The sequence below is a fragment of the Neoaquamicrobium sediminum genome (genome assembly GCF_013240295.1).
Taxonomy (GTDB): Bacteria; Pseudomonadota; Alphaproteobacteria; order Rhizobiales; family Rhizobiaceae; genus Aerobium; species Aerobium sediminum.
Genome location: NZ_JABETK010000002.1, coordinates 1264147 through 1280525, shown reverse-complemented (window position 1 = coordinate 1280525; position 16379 = coordinate 1264147). Strand labels below are relative to the sequence as shown.

11 protein-coding genes and 4 pseudogenes are annotated in these 16379 nt (G+C 64.6%); 8 read left to right on the top strand and 7 right to left on the bottom strand.

What is annotated here, in order from left to right; all coding sequences use genetic code 11:
• Nucleotides 1-103 precede the first annotated feature (103 nt).
• Nucleotides 104-3706, top strand: coding sequence for a bifunctional proline dehydrogenase/L-glutamate gamma-semialdehyde dehydrogenase PutA (gene putA / locus HK436_RS18160; protein WP_173192001.1), 3603 nt, complete (start codon nt 104-106; stop codon nt 3704-3706).
• A 10-nt stretch (nt 3707-3716) separates the two neighbouring features.
• Here putA and hmuQ read toward each other — a convergent pair whose 3' ends face one another.
• The 6 genes and pseudogenes from hmuQ to HK436_RS18130 form a co-directional block, all read right to left on the bottom strand.
• On the bottom strand, nt 3717-4031 hold the full coding sequence (hmuQ, locus tag HK436_RS18155; RefSeq protein ID WP_173193607.1) for a heme-degrading protein HmuQ: 315 nt from the start codon (nt 4029-4031) through the stop codon (nt 3717-3719).
• A gap of 312 nt (nt 4032-4343) precedes the next feature.
• The gene (locus HK436_RS18150) at nt 4344-5450 is read right to left on the bottom strand and encodes an energy transducer TonB family protein (RefSeq protein ID WP_173191999.1); all 1107 of its coding nucleotides are present in this window, start codon (nt 5448-5450) and stop codon (nt 4344-4346) included.
• Nucleotides 5447-5835: pseudogene (exbD, locus tag HK436_RS18145) on the bottom strand (TonB system transport protein ExbD). Before exbD ends, HK436_RS18150 begins: the two are co-directional and overlap by 4 nt.
• Before the next feature lie 98 nt (nt 5836-5933).
• The gene (gene exbB / locus HK436_RS18140; protein ID WP_173191997.1) at nt 5934-6854 is read right to left on the bottom strand and encodes a tonB-system energizer ExbB; all 921 of its coding nucleotides are present in this window, start codon (nt 6852-6854) and stop codon (nt 5934-5936) included.
• A gap of 19 nt (nt 6855-6873) precedes the next feature.
• Nucleotides 6874-7323, bottom strand: coding sequence for a hypothetical protein (locus tag HK436_RS18135; RefSeq protein ID WP_173191995.1), 450 nt, complete (start codon nt 7321-7323; stop codon nt 6874-6876).
• 2 nt (nt 7324-7325) lie between these two features.
• Complete coding sequence (locus HK436_RS18130; RefSeq protein ID WP_206680543.1) at nt 7326-9383, bottom strand: TonB-dependent receptor domain-containing protein; 2058 nt, start codon at nt 9381-9383, stop codon at nt 7326-7328.
• A gap of 254 nt (nt 9384-9637) precedes the next feature.
• On the opposite strand from HK436_RS18130, the pseudogene hemP reads away from it, so the two are divergent.
• The 5 genes and pseudogenes from hemP to HK436_RS18105 all read left to right on the top strand — a co-directional run bounded on the left by hemP (nt 9638) and on the right by HK436_RS18105 (nt 13683).
• Nucleotides 9638-9812: pseudogene (gene hemP, locus HK436_RS18125) on the top strand (hemin uptake protein HemP).
• A 17-nt stretch (nt 9813-9829) separates the two neighbouring features.
• Nucleotides 9830-10885, top strand: a complete 1056-nt coding sequence (locus HK436_RS18120; protein ID WP_173191993.1) for a hemin-degrading factor — start codon at nt 9830-9832, stop codon at nt 10883-10885.
• An 11-nt stretch (nt 10886-10896) separates the two neighbouring features.
• On the top strand, nt 10897-11769 hold the full coding sequence (locus tag HK436_RS18115) for a heme/hemin ABC transporter substrate-binding protein (RefSeq protein ID WP_173191991.1): 873 nt from the start codon (nt 10897-10899) through the stop codon (nt 11767-11769).
• Between the two features lie 8 nt (nt 11770-11777).
• A complete protein-coding gene (locus HK436_RS18110) occupies nt 11778-12881 on the top strand; it encodes a FecCD family ABC transporter permease (RefSeq protein ID WP_244649034.1) in 1104 nt (367 codons plus the stop codon).
• A gap of 11 nt (nt 12882-12892) precedes the next feature.
• Nucleotides 12893-13683: pseudogene (locus tag HK436_RS18105) on the top strand (heme ABC transporter ATP-binding protein).
• Between the two features lie 3 nt (nt 13684-13686).
• Here HK436_RS18105 and rirA read toward each other — a convergent pair.
• A complete protein-coding gene (rirA, locus tag HK436_RS18100) occupies nt 13687-14148 on the bottom strand; it encodes an iron-responsive transcriptional regulator RirA (protein WP_173191990.1) in 462 nt (153 codons plus the stop codon).
• A 241-nt stretch (nt 14149-14389) separates the two neighbouring features.
• Here rirA and HK436_RS18095 point away from each other — a divergent pair, with 241 nt between their 5' ends.
• Both HK436_RS18095 and HK436_RS18090 read left to right on the top strand, forming a co-directional pair.
• Nucleotides 14390-14947: a GNAT family N-acetyltransferase gene (locus tag HK436_RS18095; protein WP_173191988.1), complete on the top strand. Its 558-nt coding sequence runs from the start codon at nt 14390-14392 to the stop codon at nt 14945-14947.
• A 98-nt stretch (nt 14948-15045) separates the two neighbouring features.
• Nucleotides 15046-16343: pseudogene (locus tag HK436_RS18090) on the top strand (DUF445 domain-containing protein).
• Nucleotides 16344-16379: the final 36 nt, after the last annotated feature.

Below are 16379 nucleotides of genomic sequence, written 5' to 3'. Positions count from 1 at the left end.
TTAGATCGTTTCGACCATGAAGTCGACAGGTTTGGTAAAGGCGGCTCGAACAGGGCATGCTATGGTCGCGCCATTCGCTCAACATCGTCTTCGGCGGTCCGCAATGTCATCGCATCAGCTTCAGAAACTTCGCGCAGCAATTCGTGCCCACATGCTTCCAGCCGAGGACGAGGCGCTGGCCCGTCTCGTCGCCCTTGCCGATCTCGATCCCGAAGCGCGTGCCGCGATCTCCGCGCGCGCGGCCGATCTCGTTCGGGCGGTGCGCGGCGCTTCCAGTCCGGAACTGATGGAAGTGTTCCTGTCCGAGTACGGCCTCTCCACCAAGGAAGGCGTGGCGCTGATGTGCCTGGCCGAGGCTTTGCTGCGCGTGCCGGACGCGGAGACGATGGACGATCTGATCCGCGACAAGATCGCGCCGCACGACTGGTCGGCGCATTCGGGCGGGTCGAGTTCGATCTTCGTGAACGCCTCGACATGGGCTCTGATGCTCACCGGCCGCGTGCTGGAAGACGGCGAGGGCGGCATCGAGGGCACGCTGCGCTCGATGGTGCGGCGCCTGGGCGAGCCGGTGATCCGTAAGGCGGTTTCTGCGGCCATGCGCGAAATGGGCGAGCAGTTTGTGCTGGGCCGGACCATTGACGAAGCGGTCAAGCGCGGGCGCGACTATACCCGCAAGGGCTACACCTATTCGTTCGATATGCTGGGCGAGGCCGCGCGCACCGAGGCCGACGCTTTGCGCTACCACCGTGCTTATGCGGCGGCGATCTCGGCTCTGAATGCGGGTGCGACCGACGCCGATATCGCGAAGAACCACGGCATTTCGGTCAAGCTCTCGGCGCTTCATCCGCGCTACGAGACCGGCCAGAAGGAAACCATGCTGCCGGTGATGGCCAAGCGCCTGTTTTCGCTTGCGCTGGCCGCGCGCCATGCCCGCATGGGGCTCAATATCGACGCCGAGGAGGCCGACCGGCTCGACCTGTCGCTCGATGTCATCGAGAAGGTGCTTTCCGAGCCGGAGCTTGCCGGCTGGGACGGGTTCGGCGTCGTGGTCCAAGCCTACGGGCCACGCGCATACTTCGTCATCGACTGGCTCCATGCGCTCGCGAAGCGGCTCGACCGCAGGATCATGGTGCGGCTCGTCAAGGGTGCCTACTGGGACACCGAGATCAAGCGCGCGCAGGTGCTGGGGCTGGCCGGCTATCCGGTGTTCACGCGCAAGCCCAACACCGACGTCTCCTACATTGCCTGCGCCCGGAAGCTGCTCGGCATGACCGACCGCATCTATCCGCAGTTTGCCACGCACAACGCCCATACGGTTGCCGCGATCCTGCAGATGGCCGACGACAAGCAGGCGTTCGAGTTCCAGCGGCTGCACGGTATGGGCGAGGCCCTGCACGAGGCCGTGCGCAAGGCCGAAGGCACGCGCTGCCGGATTTACGCGCCGGTGGGCGCGCATTCCGACCTGCTTGCCTATCTCGTGCGCCGTTTGCTGGAGAACGGCGCCAACTCATCCTTCGTGCACCAGATCGTCGACAAACAGGTGGCGGCGGAAGAAATCGCCAGAGACCCGTTCGATGTTGTGGCCTCGCAAGGTCCAGCCGCCAACCCGGCGATCCCGCGCCCGGTGGACATCTTCGGGGCGCAGCGACGCAACTCGAAGGGATGGGACATAACCGATCCGGTGACGCTCGCAGAGGTCACGGAGGAGCGCGCCAGGTTCGATGCGCCGCACCAGTGGCGTGCGGGTGCCGACAGCAAGACGAGGGCAGTGGTCAACCCGGCTCGACCGATGGAGATCGTCGGTGAGGTTTCCGAAGCGAGCACCGCCGCGGTCGGCAAGGCCGTCCATGCCGCCGTAAAGGCGCAGCCCGGATGGGAGAAAACGCCGGTTGCCACCAGGGCGGCTGCGTTGCTGCGTGCTGCCGATCTCTACGAGGAGCATGCGGTCGAGTTCTTCGCGCTCTGCGCCCGCGAGGCAGGCAAGGTGCTCGCCGACGGCGTGGCCGAAGTGCGGGAGGCCGCCGATTTCCTGCGCTACTATGCCGGCCAGGCGGCAGAGGTCGAGCGCCACACCACCGCGCGCGGCGTCATCGCCTGCATCTCGCCCTGGAATTTTCCGCTGGCCATCTTCACCGGACAGATCGCGGCAGCACTCGTCACCGGCAACACCGTCGTCGCAAAACCGGCCGAACAGACGCCGTTGATTGCCGCGCGGGCGGTGGAGCTTCTTCACGAGGCGGGCATCCCGAAGGACGTGCTTCAACTGCTGCCGGGCGACGGTCCTTCCGTCGGCGGCCCGCTGACTGCGGATCCGCGCATCGCCGGCGTCTGCTTTACCGGCTCCACCGACGTGGCGCGGCTGATCGAGCGGCAGATCGCCGAAACGGCGGACCCCGACGCGATGCTGATCGCCGAGACGGGTGGTCTCAACGCGATGATCGTCGATTCCACCGCGCTGCCCGAGCAGGCGGTGCGCGACATCGTCGCCTCGGCCTTCCAGAGCGCCGGCCAGCGCTGTTCGGCATTGCGCGTGCTCTATGTGCAGAAGGACGTCGAGGCGAAGGTGCTTGAGATGCTGACCGGTGCGATGCAGGCGCTGCGCCTGGGCGACCCGGCCCTGATCTCGACCGACGTCGGCCCGGTCATTGATGACGAGGCAAGGGACAACCTGACCGGCTATTGCGCCGACATGGAGAAGAAGGGGCGTCTCGTCGCCCGGCTCGATACGCCGTCGGAAGGCCGCTTTGTGGCGCCACACATCTTCCGCGTCGAGGGTATCGGCGAGATGGAACGTGAGATGTTCGGGCCGATCCTGCATGTCGCCAGTTTCGAGGCCGACGACATCGACAAGATCATTTCCGACATCAACGCAAAAGGTTACGGACTGACCTTCGGGCTGCACACGCGCATCGAGGCGCGGGTTCAGCATATCGTCGACGGCATTCATGCCGGCAACATCTACGTCAACCGCAACCAGATCGGCGCGGTGGTCGGCTCGCAGCCTTTCGGTGGCGAGGGGCTGTCGGGCACGGGGCCTAAGGCCGGCGGCCCGTCCTACCTGCGGCGGTTCCGTAAGGGCGAGGTGACGGCGCTGGCGCCGGCCGATGGCGACGTCGTGCCCGCGCGCATGCTGGCGGAGCACATGCCGGACGCCGTTCGCAGCGGCTGGTCGACACGGCTCGATCGGATCGGCGTGCTCAGGAAGCACCTGCGCGGCAAGGGCGCTGAGGCAATCGCCGCTGCTGCGGCGCTCGATTATGGCCCGGTTGACCTGCCGGGACCGACCGGTGAAGCGAACACCCTACTACTGGTGCCGCGCGGCCGAACGCTGTGCCTGGGGCCGGACCCCGAAACAGCATTCGCTCAGGCGATCCAGGCACTTTCGGCGGGCAACGCCGTCGTTGCGGTGACGCCGGGCGCCCGCGCGGCACTTTCATCGCTAACCGGCAAGGGCATGCCCGTAGAAGCGATCGATGGCATCGTCGATCCGGCCGATCTGACCAGGCTGGGGGTGGAAGTGGTGGCGAGTTCCGCGGATGCGGACACGCTGCGTGCCATCCGCAAGGCGCTGGCGGCGCGCAAGGGCGCCATCGTCCGGCTCGTCGCGGCGGTGATCAACCCGACGGCCTATGTGCACGAACGCGCTGTGTGCGTAGACACCACGGCAGCCGGCGGCAACGCCAGCCTGCTGGCCGCGGCGGAGTGAGGAGAGGGGGCTATGCCCCCTCCACGACCGAAAAACCCTCGAACTGAGGGTGGCCGAAATAAACGGGCTTATGGTCGCCGGCGTTGCGGTGCGCGTCGCGGAAGTTCTGCGACTTCGTCCAGGCCTGGAAGTCGTCATAGCTTTCCCAGACGGTGTGCGAGGCAAACAGCGTATAGCCTTCTTCCTCGTTCGCCGGACCGCGCAGCAGGTGGAACTCGCGGAAACCCTTCATCTCGTTGAGCTTGGAGTCGCGGTTCTTCCAGATGGTCTCGAAATCCTCTTCCGAGCCGTTCTTCACCTTGAAGCGGTTCATGGCGATGTACATAACGTCCTTCCTTTCATGATGGCCGGATTGCCGGCTAGCTGTTCGAAGTCTTTTTTGCGCGGCCGCAGCAGCCTGCCGGCGCGGTGTGAAGTCGATTACGTTGCCGGGCAGGAATGCCGGTCTCGCGGGTGTCGGTCCTGGCCCGGCCTGGGTGAACGCGCAGTCGCGAACGGTGTGAAGCTCGACCACGTTCGGGTCGCCCTCGACGGTCAGCGCCCGCTGCTCGATCAGTTCAAGCAACCTGGGATGCAACCCGTCGCCGCGCGCTGCGGCGAGCCGGTCAAGTTTGAGGAAGCCGATCATCGTCCAATCTCAGCGGGTAAAGGACAGCGGCAGGTCGAATGGCCAGCTGGCCCGACCTGCGGCGTCCGGAATCGGCGGGAAGGGGGCGGCGCGGTGAACCGTGTCGAGTGCGGCCTTGTCCAGCTTCGGCGACCCGGAACTACGCGCGATGCGCACGCCGCTCACGCTGCCGGTTCGGCTGACGGTGAAGCTGACAAGCACTTCACCTCGCTCGCGCCCACGATACCGCACGGCGCGCCCCAGCTTCCTTCGCACCTGGCCCGGATAGTTGGACACGGCCGCGTTGCCCTCTGCCGAACGACGCTGGTTGCCGGCAGAATCGCTGGCCGCTCGACCCTGAGCCGAACCTCGTTCGGTACCCTTGTTGGTGTTGGCCTGGGCGTTGCCCTGAGAACCGGCGGCCGGGCGTTTGGCCTGCTGCGTCGGCTTTTCCCGCCTTGGCTGTTCCGTGCGCTGGCGTTCGACGCGCGGGGCAGGCGGCGTGTAGTCGGGACGGGGCGTCGGCAGCGGCGCGCGCATCAGGGCCGCGACTTGCTCGTTGTCTTCGACGGGTTCGACGGTCTCCACCTCGACCGGGCTGGCGGTGAGGACGTCGACCGTGGTTTCACGCTGCGTCGGCGGCAGCGCCGCGATCTCCACCTCGGATTGCGCTTCCGCCAGTCGGGCAGCAGGCGAGGGCGCGGCTTCCGCGCGAACCGGTTGCTGCTGCTCCACTTCCGTTGTTTGCTGGGGCGGCGTGTCTTCCACAGGTTCGGTTCGTTCCACCGGCGTGGTTTCGACCGGACGCGCGGTCTCGACCGGCTCTGCTTCGTCGACTTCCACCGCATCGGTCGGGACGGCTTCTGCTTGCGTCGGCTCGACGGGCTCCGCCGTCTCGATTGCTTCGCCGGCGGCGCGCATCTCGGCCTCTGAAAAACCGAGTGCTGCAAGATCGACCTCGATCGCCGTCGAACCGGCGATCTGAATGGGTTCCGGGGGCGGCTCGCGCATGACCCACCATGCCGCCGTGGCATGGGCAGTCAGCATCACGAGCGCCGCCAGTGTCCATAGAACGACCTGGCCCGGCGTGGTGCGGGCGAGCTGCCGCGACCAGGCTATGTCGGGGCGAGGACTCATGGCTGCGCTTCACCTGACGGTTCGACGGCGGTCGCCGCGGCACCGCCGGGTGCGGCGTCGAGGCCCACCAGCGCGATCTTGGTGTAGCCCGCCATCCGCACCAGGTTCATCACGGTCATCAGGTCGCCATAGGCAACCGCCTTGTCGGCGCGCAGGAACACGCGCGCCTGCTTGTCGCCTTCGGTGCTGCGCTCGAGCGCGGCGGCGAGTTGCTCGTGTGTTACCGCATCCTCGCCGACCGAGACGGTAAGGTCTTCCTGTACCGTCACGTAGAGCGGTTCGTCGGGGCGCGGTTGCGCCTGCGCGTTCGAGGCCGGAAGGTCGACATTGATGTCGACGGTCGCCAGGGGGCGGCCACCATGAAGATGATGAGCAGCACCAGCATCACGTCGATGAAGGGAGTGACGTTGATCTCGTGACTTTCGACGAGATCGTCGCTCTCGGTATTTCTGTTGAGGCTGCCGGCCATCGTCCTGCTCCGCTTTACTCAGCAGCCTGCGCGCGAGCCGCGCCATGCCCGCCCGTGAGCGCACGGCGATCGATGTCGCGGCTGACAAGGCGTTCCACGGCAGCCGACGCGTCGGCCAGCAGCAGCCTGTATCCTGCAATGGCGCGCGCGAACACGTTGTAGATGACGACGGCGGGGATGGCTGCGACCAGGCCCAGCGCAGTCGCCAGCAGCGCCTCGGCGATACCGGGTGCAACGACCGCGAGGTTGGTTGTCTGCGCCTGCGAGATGCCGATGAAGGCATTCATGATGCCCCAGACTGTGCCGAACAGGCCGACGAAGGGCGCGGTGGAGCCGATGGTTGCGAGAACGCCGGTGCCGCGCGTCATGCGACGGGCTGCCTGCGCCTCGATGCGGCCGAGATGCGACGCGACGCGCTCTTTGAGGCCGGCTGCATTGCCGTCGTGCTGCGGTCCGGAAAGGGCTGCTTCATGACCCGCCGCGCGCACAAGCAACGTCGCGGGGCTGCTGCCCACGCCCTCCATCGCCAGCCCGGCCTCCTCGAGGCTCTTGGCCGCGATGATGCGCTCCAGTGCCTGGGAGACGCGACGCTTGGCGGCCGCGAGCTCGAGCGACTTGGCAAGCCATACGGTCCACGTCACCAGCGACGCGAAGGCCAGCCCTATCATGACGGCCTTGACCACCCAGTCCGCGGCCATGAACATGCCCCAGGGCGAAAGATCATGCGGCAGGGTGGAGATTTGCGTGCCTTGCACCGCGTCGCCGGTTGGCTCCGCAGCGGGTTCGACAACCGGCGTGCCGGTTTCCGGCGCCTGCGCCGGCTCCGCAACTGGGGTGTCGCCCGATTGAGCGAACGCGCCTGACACGGGCGCCACGGCGACCAGCGTCGAGACCAGCAGGATCGCGAGGGAGCGGGCGAGGGAAGATAGGATCATCACAGGTGCAAGCCGAAGGTTAGATGCCGAACGCGGTATCGGTCCGTGTTTCCGTTTTCAGGTTCTGGATGCAGGCTCGGGCGTCGATGCCGCTGCCCTTGCATTCCGTGGCGTCGTTCACCAGCACGCGCCCCAGCGAGGAACAGTCCACGCCGGAGAAGTCGAACTGGCGGACCTTGGTCTTGCCGTCGGGCAGGTCCTTGAAGTCGACGATGGTCAACCGGCTGACCATGCCTTCCTTGTCGAAGAGCACCAGTTCGAAGGCAGCGCTCTCGAGCGCGCCTCCAAGCTGGTTTGCGACCACGAACGTGAACCGGCAACCCTTGTCGGTCGCCTGCAGCGCATTGAGTTCAACCGACAGCACTGGGGCGGGGGATGATCCCTCCGCCTCCTGCGCTGCCGCCCCGAAAACCGGGGCGGAGGCGAGCAGGGCCGAGGTCAGAATACGGCCCACGCTTTTGAATTGCATAACTACCATCCGATCTGTTTCGCCAGCGATACCTTGAACGTGCGGCCCTTGCCCGGTGTGCCGGAGAGGAACTCGCGATATTGCTCGTTGAAGACGTTATCGACACGGAAATTGGCATCCCAGCCTTCCAGCGGGCCTTCCTGCGGCTTCCATGTAACGAAAATATCATGGGTCGAAAAGGCATCGGTCGCCTCCCGCATGAAGGGGATGCTGGAGACGCGCTTCTGGGCCGCGACAATCCGACTGGTCCAGCCGAAGCTGAGACCATGTTCCGGCAGCCGGCCACCGAGTGTGAACGCGAACTCATGAGGCGCGACGGTGTTCAGCCATGTGCTGTTGGTGATGTCCTTGCCGATGACATGCGAATAGGAGGCGCTGCCGAAGAAATATTCCGAATCGTATGCCGCCTCGATTTCGGCGCCGTAGATGCGCGCCTCGCCAATATTGTCGTAGCGAGGGGTGACGCCATTGCCATGATCGGTGATCAGGTCTGTGATGTCGTTGTAGAAACCCGTCAACTTGAGCTGCAGCGCGTCACCACCCTGGAAAGTGTCGTAGAAGGAGAAGGCCGTTCCGATCTCGTAGTTGAGCGACTTCTCCTTCCTGAGGTCGGATGTCAGCGCGCCGCTGTCGAACACCTCGTCGATGGTCGGAACGCGTTCGGTATGGGCGACCGATCCAAATACCGCGAAGGCGTCGTTGAACTTGTAGTGCGCGGCGATCTTGGGCGAGAAGGCCGTGTGGGTCTTCTTGGTCGCGCCAATGATGTCGGTCGGCTCCAGTTCCTGCCAGTCCAGTCGCGCGCCGGTAATGAGCGTCAGGCGGTCATCCCAGATGAACTCGTTCTGAGCGAAGACGCCGGTTGCGACGCGGGTCCCCTGGGGATGGGTTCCCGACGTGCTCTTGAGGGTCGTGCGCTCCTGAAAGTTGGATTGCGAACCGACCGTCAGGTAATTCTCGTAGTTCTCGCCGCTGAAGTCGAAAGTGTTGTCGATCGAGAACTGGTAGGTCTTGTAGCCGAAGGTGCGGTTCAGCGACGGGATGGCAGCCTCCGACTGATCGTTGACCGTGTCGGAGAACGAAGCCTGCACCTTGAGGTCGATCCAGCGGTTGTCGGTTGCCGGATTCTCGTAAGCGATGATCGCGGTCTTGTCGGTGACCTTGCGGTCCACGAGGCCGAACCCGACTTCCTCGCCGGTCTGGTTGTATTCCTGGTCCAGCGTGGTCGTCCAATGCTGGTAGGAAGCGCGCAGCGTCTGCTCGTTGTTATCGCCGAAGCGGAAGGTACCCTTCACCAGGCCCGACGGCGCCGAAATCTCGGATCCCAGCACTTCATGCCCGTTGCCCGAGGTGTAGTTCTCGGCATAGCGGTAGTTGCCCGCCGCAAGGAACTCGAAGTTCTCGTTGACGCGCTGCGCGAAGATCGCCGAGCCCAGCAGGCCGGTCGAATTGGAATCGTAGCTGGTCTTCAGGCGCAACGCGCCGTTCTGGCCGTCGGCGATGAAGTCGGAGGCGTCCTTGGTCGTGAAGTTGACGACGCCGCCCAATGCACCCGAACCGTACAGGGTCGAGGAGGCGGGACCGCGGAGCACTTCCACCTGCTTGTAGAGCTCCATGTCGGTGAACAGGCCGCCCATGCGGTACTGCTCGTAGAACTTCGACACACCGTCGATATTGACGATGATGCGGCCTTCGTCGCCGGCCGTGGCCGGACCGCCGATACCGCGGATGTTGATCGACTGGCCAAGCAGCTTGTCCGAACCGGACATGTTGACGCCGGGAACCCTGCGCAGCAGCTCGCCGACCGTTTCCGGCTGGGCCTGGTCTATGTCTTCCTGATTGACCACCGTAACGGCCTGAGGCGTGTCGATCGCCACCTTTTCGGCGCCGGCGCCGACAACGAGGCGCTGGAGAAGGGTCACGCGTCCCTGCTTCTCTGCAGTGTTCGTCGTTGCCTCCGCGATTGCTGAATCCTGCGCGCCTGCCTGAAACACCCCCAGCACCATGGCCATCGCCGCTCCGCCAAGCAGAACGGTCGTCTTGTGAGCCACCAACCCCATCTCAAGTCTCCTGATTTCGTGAGATTCCACTGGCTGGCTCACTGGCTCGCTTGCTTCCTCAATGCCGCCGGTTCGTCAAAAATGTTGACCTTTTCACTCCGGTATTGCACTCCCTATTAAAGCTGATAATTAGTGTCAAGAATTCAATCGCGCTTTTGCGAAGTCGCCCCCTAGCCAGCACCCGCGAGCCCGGACAGTGAAAAGGAACGGTATCGTGAACAGCTACACCCCTTCAATCACCCCTCCTTCCGCAGATCTTCCGCCACCGAAGGCGCTCACGAAGTTCGGCCGCGCCCCTTCGACAGGGCCGCGCGGATCGTCACCAGTGAGTCGCTGTTCCGCGGCACGCACGAGATCGGCATCGAGCACGAAGGCTCCATGTACCGGCTCAAGATCACGCGGCAGGGCAAGCTCATCCTCAACAAGTGAAGACATCAGGTGAAAACATGAGTGCTGAAGCCAAACCCAGCCCGGAAGCGATTCGTCTCGCGCGCGCCGAAAATCCGAAGATGCGCGAACGTGACCTCGCCACCCAGCTTGGTGTCTCCGAAGCGGATCTTGTGGCCGCGCATGTCGGCGAAGGCGTCCGGCGTATCGAGCCACGTGTAAGCGAGGTGCTGCTGGGTCTCGAAGCTCTCGGAGAGGTGATGGCGCTCACCCGCAACGAGAGCGCGGTGCACGAGAAGATCGGCGTCTACGACAAGGTCGTCCCCGGTCAGCGGGCAATGATGCTGCTAGGCGCCGACATCGACCTCCGCATCTTTCCCGATGCATGGGCGCATGGCTTCGCGGTGGAGAAAAACGACGGTGAGGCCGTGCGTCGCAGCCTTCAATTCTTCGACAAGGCCGGTGATGCCGTCCACAAGATTCATCTGCGGCCTGCGTCAAACGTGGCCGCCTATGAAGAGCTTGTGTCCCGGTTGATCTCTTCGGACCAGTCGCAGGCGATCGAGACGATGCCGGTCGAAAAGACCGGCTTCGACGAGAGCGAGGCCGGCAGCTCCGACGAGCTGCGCGAGCGCTGGAGCACGATGACAGACGTGCACCAGTTCTTCGGCATGCTGCGTTCGCTGAAGCTCAATCGCCGGCAGGCGCTGGACATGATCGGCGAGGACTATGCCTGGCGGTTGGACGGGGATGCTCTCAACGCCATGTTCCTACATGCCGCGCAGGAGGAAATCCCGATCATGTGCTTCGTGGGCAATCACGGATGCATCCAGATCCACTCCGGTCCGGTGGCGAACATCAAGACGATGGGGCCGTGGATCAACGTGCTCGACGAGACCTTCCATCTGCATTTGCGGGCCGATCACGTGCACGAGCTTTGGGGCGTCCGGAAGCCGACCAAGGACGGCCACGTCACCTCGGTCGAAGCCTATGGCGCCGACGGCGAGATGATCATCCAGTTCTTCGGCAAGCGAAGCGAGGGCAGGACCGAGCGCGACGACTGGCGGATGATCGCGGAAAATCTGCCGCGCCTGCCGCAGCGTACGGCCGCCTGAGGAGAAATACCATGAAATTGAGAAGACTTGCGGGCGCGGCTGCTCTCGGCGTCGCCTTGGCGATGCTTGGCTCGCCGCTGCGAGCCCAGGACTACGATGCCTCGCGGATCGTTGCCATCGGCGGGTCCGTCACGGAAATCATCTATGCCCTCGGTGAGGAAGAGCGCCTGATCGCGCGGGATACGACCAGCGTCTTCCCCGAGGCGGCGCTGGAACTGCCCGATGTCGGATACATACGCCAGCTTTCCCCGGAAGGCGTCATTTCCGTCGATCCGAGCCTCATCATCGCGCTCGAGGGCAGCGGCCCGCCCGAGGCGGTCGAGGTGCTCGAAAAGGCCAGCATTCCGATGGTCACCGTGCCCGATCGGTACGATCGCGAAGGTATCCTGGAGAAGATCCGCATCGTCGGCGACGTTCTCGATGTCGAGGACAAGGCCGCGGCGCTGACTGCCGAGACCGACGCCGACCTTAAAGCCGCCGAGCAGGCCACCGCGGACATCGCGGAACGCAAGAAGGTGCTGTTCGTGCTTTCGCTGCAGGGCGGGCGCATTCTTGCTTCCGGAACCAACTCGGCTGCGGACGGCATCATCAGCATGGCCGGTGGCGTCAATGCAGTCACGGAGTATGAGGGCTACAAGCAGCTTACAGACGAGGCGGTCATCGAAGCGGCACCCGACGTGATCCTGGCCATGGATCGCGGTGGCGACCACGAGACCCAGGCGAACGACCTGCTCAGCCACCCGGCGATCGCTGCAACGCCTGCGGCGAAGACCGGCAGGGTGGTGCGGATGGACGGTGCCTATCTGCTCGGCTTCGGTCCGCGCACTGCGGCTGCCGTGCGCGACCTTTCGGCCGCTCTCTACGGCGACGCTCTGGCAGACTGAGCATCGGCATGGAAATGTTGCAGAGGATTTTCGCGGTGGGGGCGCCGTCCGAAGTCGCCGATGGGGATCGCTCCGCGCGGGCGCGGGCAACGATCGGCGTGCTTGCACTGGCGCTCGTCGTCGTTGCCCTGTTCAGCCTGACTTCAGGGGCATCGGACGCCTCCGCATGGGATGTCGTCGTCGGCTGGATGTTTTCTGGCGAAGCAGCCGATGCGGCATTGAGCGCGCGCGACCGGATCATCGTCTACGACATCCGACTGCCGCGCGTGATCCTGGGCATTCTCATCGGCGCGGCACTGGCCGTCTCAGGCGCGGTGATGCAGGGCCTGTTTCGCAATCCGCTGGCCGATCCTGGGCTTGTCGGCGTTTCCTCAGGCGCCGGACTTGGCGCGATCACGATGATCGTGCTGGGCTCCACGGTTCTCGCGCCGGTGACGGCACTGCTAGGCATATACGCCTTGCCGCTGGCGGCCTTCGGCGGCGGCCTCGTCACCACACTCGTGCTCTACAGGGTCGCTACCCGTAGGGGGCAGACGTCGATCGCAACGATGCTTCTGGCGGGCATTGCACTTGGCGCCATGGCCGGCGCGTTCTCCGGCGTTCTGGTCTACCTCGCCGACGACCGCCAGCTCCGCGACCTAACGTTTTGGGGCCTCGGCTCGCTTGCCGGCGCGACATGGACCAAGATCGCCGCCGCCGGCCCGATCATCGTGCTTGCGCTTGTGGGCGCGCCCTTCATGGCACGAGGGCTTAATGCGATGGCGCTTGGAGAGGCGACGGCGCACCACCTCGGCGTTCCCGTACAGCGCTTCAAGAATATCGCCATCGTCGCGGTGGCTGCTGCGACGGGCGCCTCGGTGGCTGTCTCGGGCGGAATCGGTTTCGTCGGCATCGTCGTGCCGCATCTGTTGCGGTTGCTGATCGGCCCGGATCACCGCTTCCTGCTGCCGGCATCAGCGCTTCTCGGCGCTTCCCTGCTGCTGCTCGCCGACGCTGTCAGCCGCACCATCGTTGCACCGGCGGAACTGCCGATCGGCATCGTCACCGCCGCTGTCGGCGCGCCGTTCTTCCTTTGGATCCTGCTGCGCAGGCGCGGCATTCTCGACCTGTGAGGAGACAAGCCATGATCGAAGCACGCGACGTTTCGGTTTCAATCGGGCCCAAGCGCATCCTGCAGGATGTGAGTTTCGAGGCCCGTCCCGGCGAAGTCACGGCGATCGTCGGGCCGAACGGCTCCGGTAAGACAACTTTCCTCAAAGCCCTCTCGGGCGACCTGACGGCCGAAGGCGCGATCCGGCTGAACGGGCGAGACCTGCGCGAGATGAAGCCCTGGCAGACCGCTGGCCTGCGTGCTGTGCTGCCGCAGGCGACGACGTTGTCGTTTCCGTTCACCGTGCGCGAGATCGTTCGGCTGGGCATCGTCAACGGGCGGTCCGGCGCGCTTGCCGGCGAGGACGAGCGGCTGCCCGAACGCGCGCTGGCGCGTGTCGACCTCGAGGGTTTTGCGGGGCGTTTCTATCAGGAGCTTTCGGGCGGCGAGCAACAGCGCGTGCAGCTTGCGCGCGTGCTGTGCCAGGTCTGGGCGCCGGTGCTCGACGGCGAGCCGCGCTGGCTGTTCCTCGATGAGCCGGTCTCGAGCCTCGACATCAAGCATCAACTCGTCATCATGAAGATCGCGCGCGATTTCGCCACGCGCGGCGGCGGCGTGGTCGCCATCCTCCACGACCTCAACCTGACATCGATGTTCGCCGATCAGGTGACGGTGATGAGCAGGGGAGGGTGGCCTCGTCCGGTGCACCGGCTGAGGTGTTCACCGACGATCTCATCCACCGGGTGTTCGAGTGCAGGCTGAAAGTCGGTGCGCTGCCTGCCGGCAACGCGCCGTTCATCCTGCCGCAGTCGGCAAGCCTCTAAGGATCAGCCGTTCGCGGCGAGGCGGGGCAGGTCGTCGATGCCAAGCCGGTCGCGCAGCGAGAACCGCGCGCTGGCAAGGTCTTCGATCGTATAGCTCTCAAGCACCTGGAAGAAAGCGCCCAGCGCCTTGCGCAGCGCCTCGTTGAGAGCGCAGGAGTCGATCAAGGGACAGTCGGCCGAATCGTTTTCGAAGCACTCGGCCATCGCGAAATTATCTTCGGTGACCCGCACGACATCGAAAAGCGTGATCTCCGAAGCGGGCTTGCCCAGCCGCACGCCGCCATTGCGGCCACGCACGGTCTCCACCAGCTTGTTCTCGACAAGCGGCTGCAGGATCTTGAACAGAAACAGTTCCGACACTGAGTAGGCAGCCGCGATCTCGGGAATGCGGCTTAGCCGTCCCTCATTGGCCGCGCAGTACATCAGGATACGGATAGCGTAGTTGGTCTGGCGTGTGAGCCGCATGGTCTGCCTTTCGAGGGGCGCGAAGCATATTCGTTAATATGGAGCATATCTTAGAACCATTCCAGAGTGCAACGAAAAAATCTGGAGTCAGAAATTCAACTTATAATCGAACAGGGATGATCGAGCGCATGGCTGGCATGTGCCTTGCGCATCGCGCGGAGCTTGCAAATCATGCTGCATTGCACAATATAAGCGCGTGTCGAGTTGCGATGACTCGGGGAGGACCCACGAGGATTGCGACATGCAACAGCCGCCAAACCATGCGGCCGCGCCGCTTACGGGCACTATACGGCTACTGAGACACTCGGAACTGCCCCAGTTCAAGGCGCACCTGCTGCGGCTTGACGCCGACAGTCGCCGCGACCGTTTCAACGGTCCGACAAACGACGGTTTCGTTTCCTCCTATGCCGAGCGCAGTTTCGGCACCGGCACGCTGGTCATCGGTTATGTCGAGAACGGCCAGGTGTTGGGTGCTGCCGAACTTCACGAGCGGCCGCAGGACCCGGAGCCGACGGGTGAGATAGCCTTCAGCGTCGAGCGTCATTTGCAGCATCGGGGCCTTGGCAGCCTGCTTTTCGCGCGGCTGATCGAGAGTGCGCGGGCCTTCGGCTACGAGCGGCTGCTTGTGACCACCCATCCGCAGAACGAGGCGATGAAGCGCCTGGCGCGCCGGTTCAACGCGTCCTTGCGGTTCGAGGATGGCGAGACTCTGGGTGTCATCGGGCTGGAGCCGGTACCGCCATTGCCGGCACGGCCGGGCGCCGGCGCGTTCGGCACGCTGCTGGCCGCCGCTTACTGATCGAAGACCTCTCGCGGGAACCATGGCGGGTGACGAACGCCCACCGACGCCCCACATTGAGCCGCAGCAGCGGAATCAGATGACCGAGAGGACAGCCCATGGCGGCCCCATCGCAAACGGCCGGGCACGAAGCGGCGCAATCAGCCGACGATGCAGCCAAGATTGCAGCGCTCAGGCGCACCAAGGCTGTGGCAACGGCCGCGCTTGTCGCCTGCGTTGGCGTGTTCCTCGGTGCGAGGGCGTTGCAGGATAGCTATCCGGCGTTCGCCTACGTCGCGGCCTTTGCCGAAGCAGCCGCGATCGGCGGGCTTGCCGACTGGTACGCCGTCGTTGCGCTGTTTCGTCGCCCGCTCGGCCTGCCCATCCCGCACACCGCCATCATTCCTGCCAACAAGGACCGCATCGCCGACAATCTCGGCCGGTTCATCGAGGTCAATTTCCTCGCGCCCGGGCCGGTGCGCGAAAAGCTGGAGGAGGTTGATTTTGCGCTCCTCGTCTCCGAGTGGCTTTCCGATCGCAGGCGGTCCGCCGGCCTTTCCCGCTTCGTCGGGAGGCTCGTGCCGCAGGCGCTTGCTGCTGTCGAAGGTTCGGGGCTGGGGATTTCGTCGTCAAACGCGTCACCGAACAGGTCGAGAAGGTACAGGTCGCGCCGCTGGCGGCAGACCTGCTGACGGCCTTTACCGCCGACCGGCGTCACCAGCAGCTCTTCGATGAGTTGCTGCGCGTCTTCGGGCGGCTGCTGTCGGACGAAGACGCGCTGGCCGCGATCCGCGACAAGATCAGGCAGGAACTGCCCAGTCTCGCCAACCTGTTCAAGGCCGACGCCTATCTGCTCAAAAAGATCGTGGCCTCGGCCGGCACGCTCATTGCCGAGGTGGAGGCCGATGCCGAACACCCGATGCGGCATGAGTTCGACCGTTTCGTCAAAGGGTTCATCGACGATCTGCGCACATCGCCCGACTATGCGGCGCGGGCCGAGCAACTGAAGCGTGATCTGCTTGCCCGGCCCGAACTGCGCGGACTTGCCGGCGATTTCCTGTCCAGCCTGCGCTCGTTCGTCGAGCAGGACCTGGCTTCTGATCAGTCTGCGGTGCGCCGGCATCTGGCGGACATGTTCGTGCAGGTCGGCAAGCAACTCGCCGATGAGCCCGAAATCCGCGCCGACATGAACCAGGGCTTCGTCATGGCGCTCGCCTCTTTCGTCGAGAACCAGAAGAGCGGCGTCTCCACCTTTATCGCCGATCAGGTGCGGCGCTGGGACATCCTGCAGCTCACCCGGCTGGTGGAGATCAATATCGGCCGCGACCTGCAATACATTCGCTTCAACGGCATGCTGATCGGCGGGCTGGCAGGACTTGCCCTGCATGTGGGCGAGAGGATCATCTTCCACAATTGAAGCGCGTGGCGGGTGTCTCTACACTCGCGAAGGCGG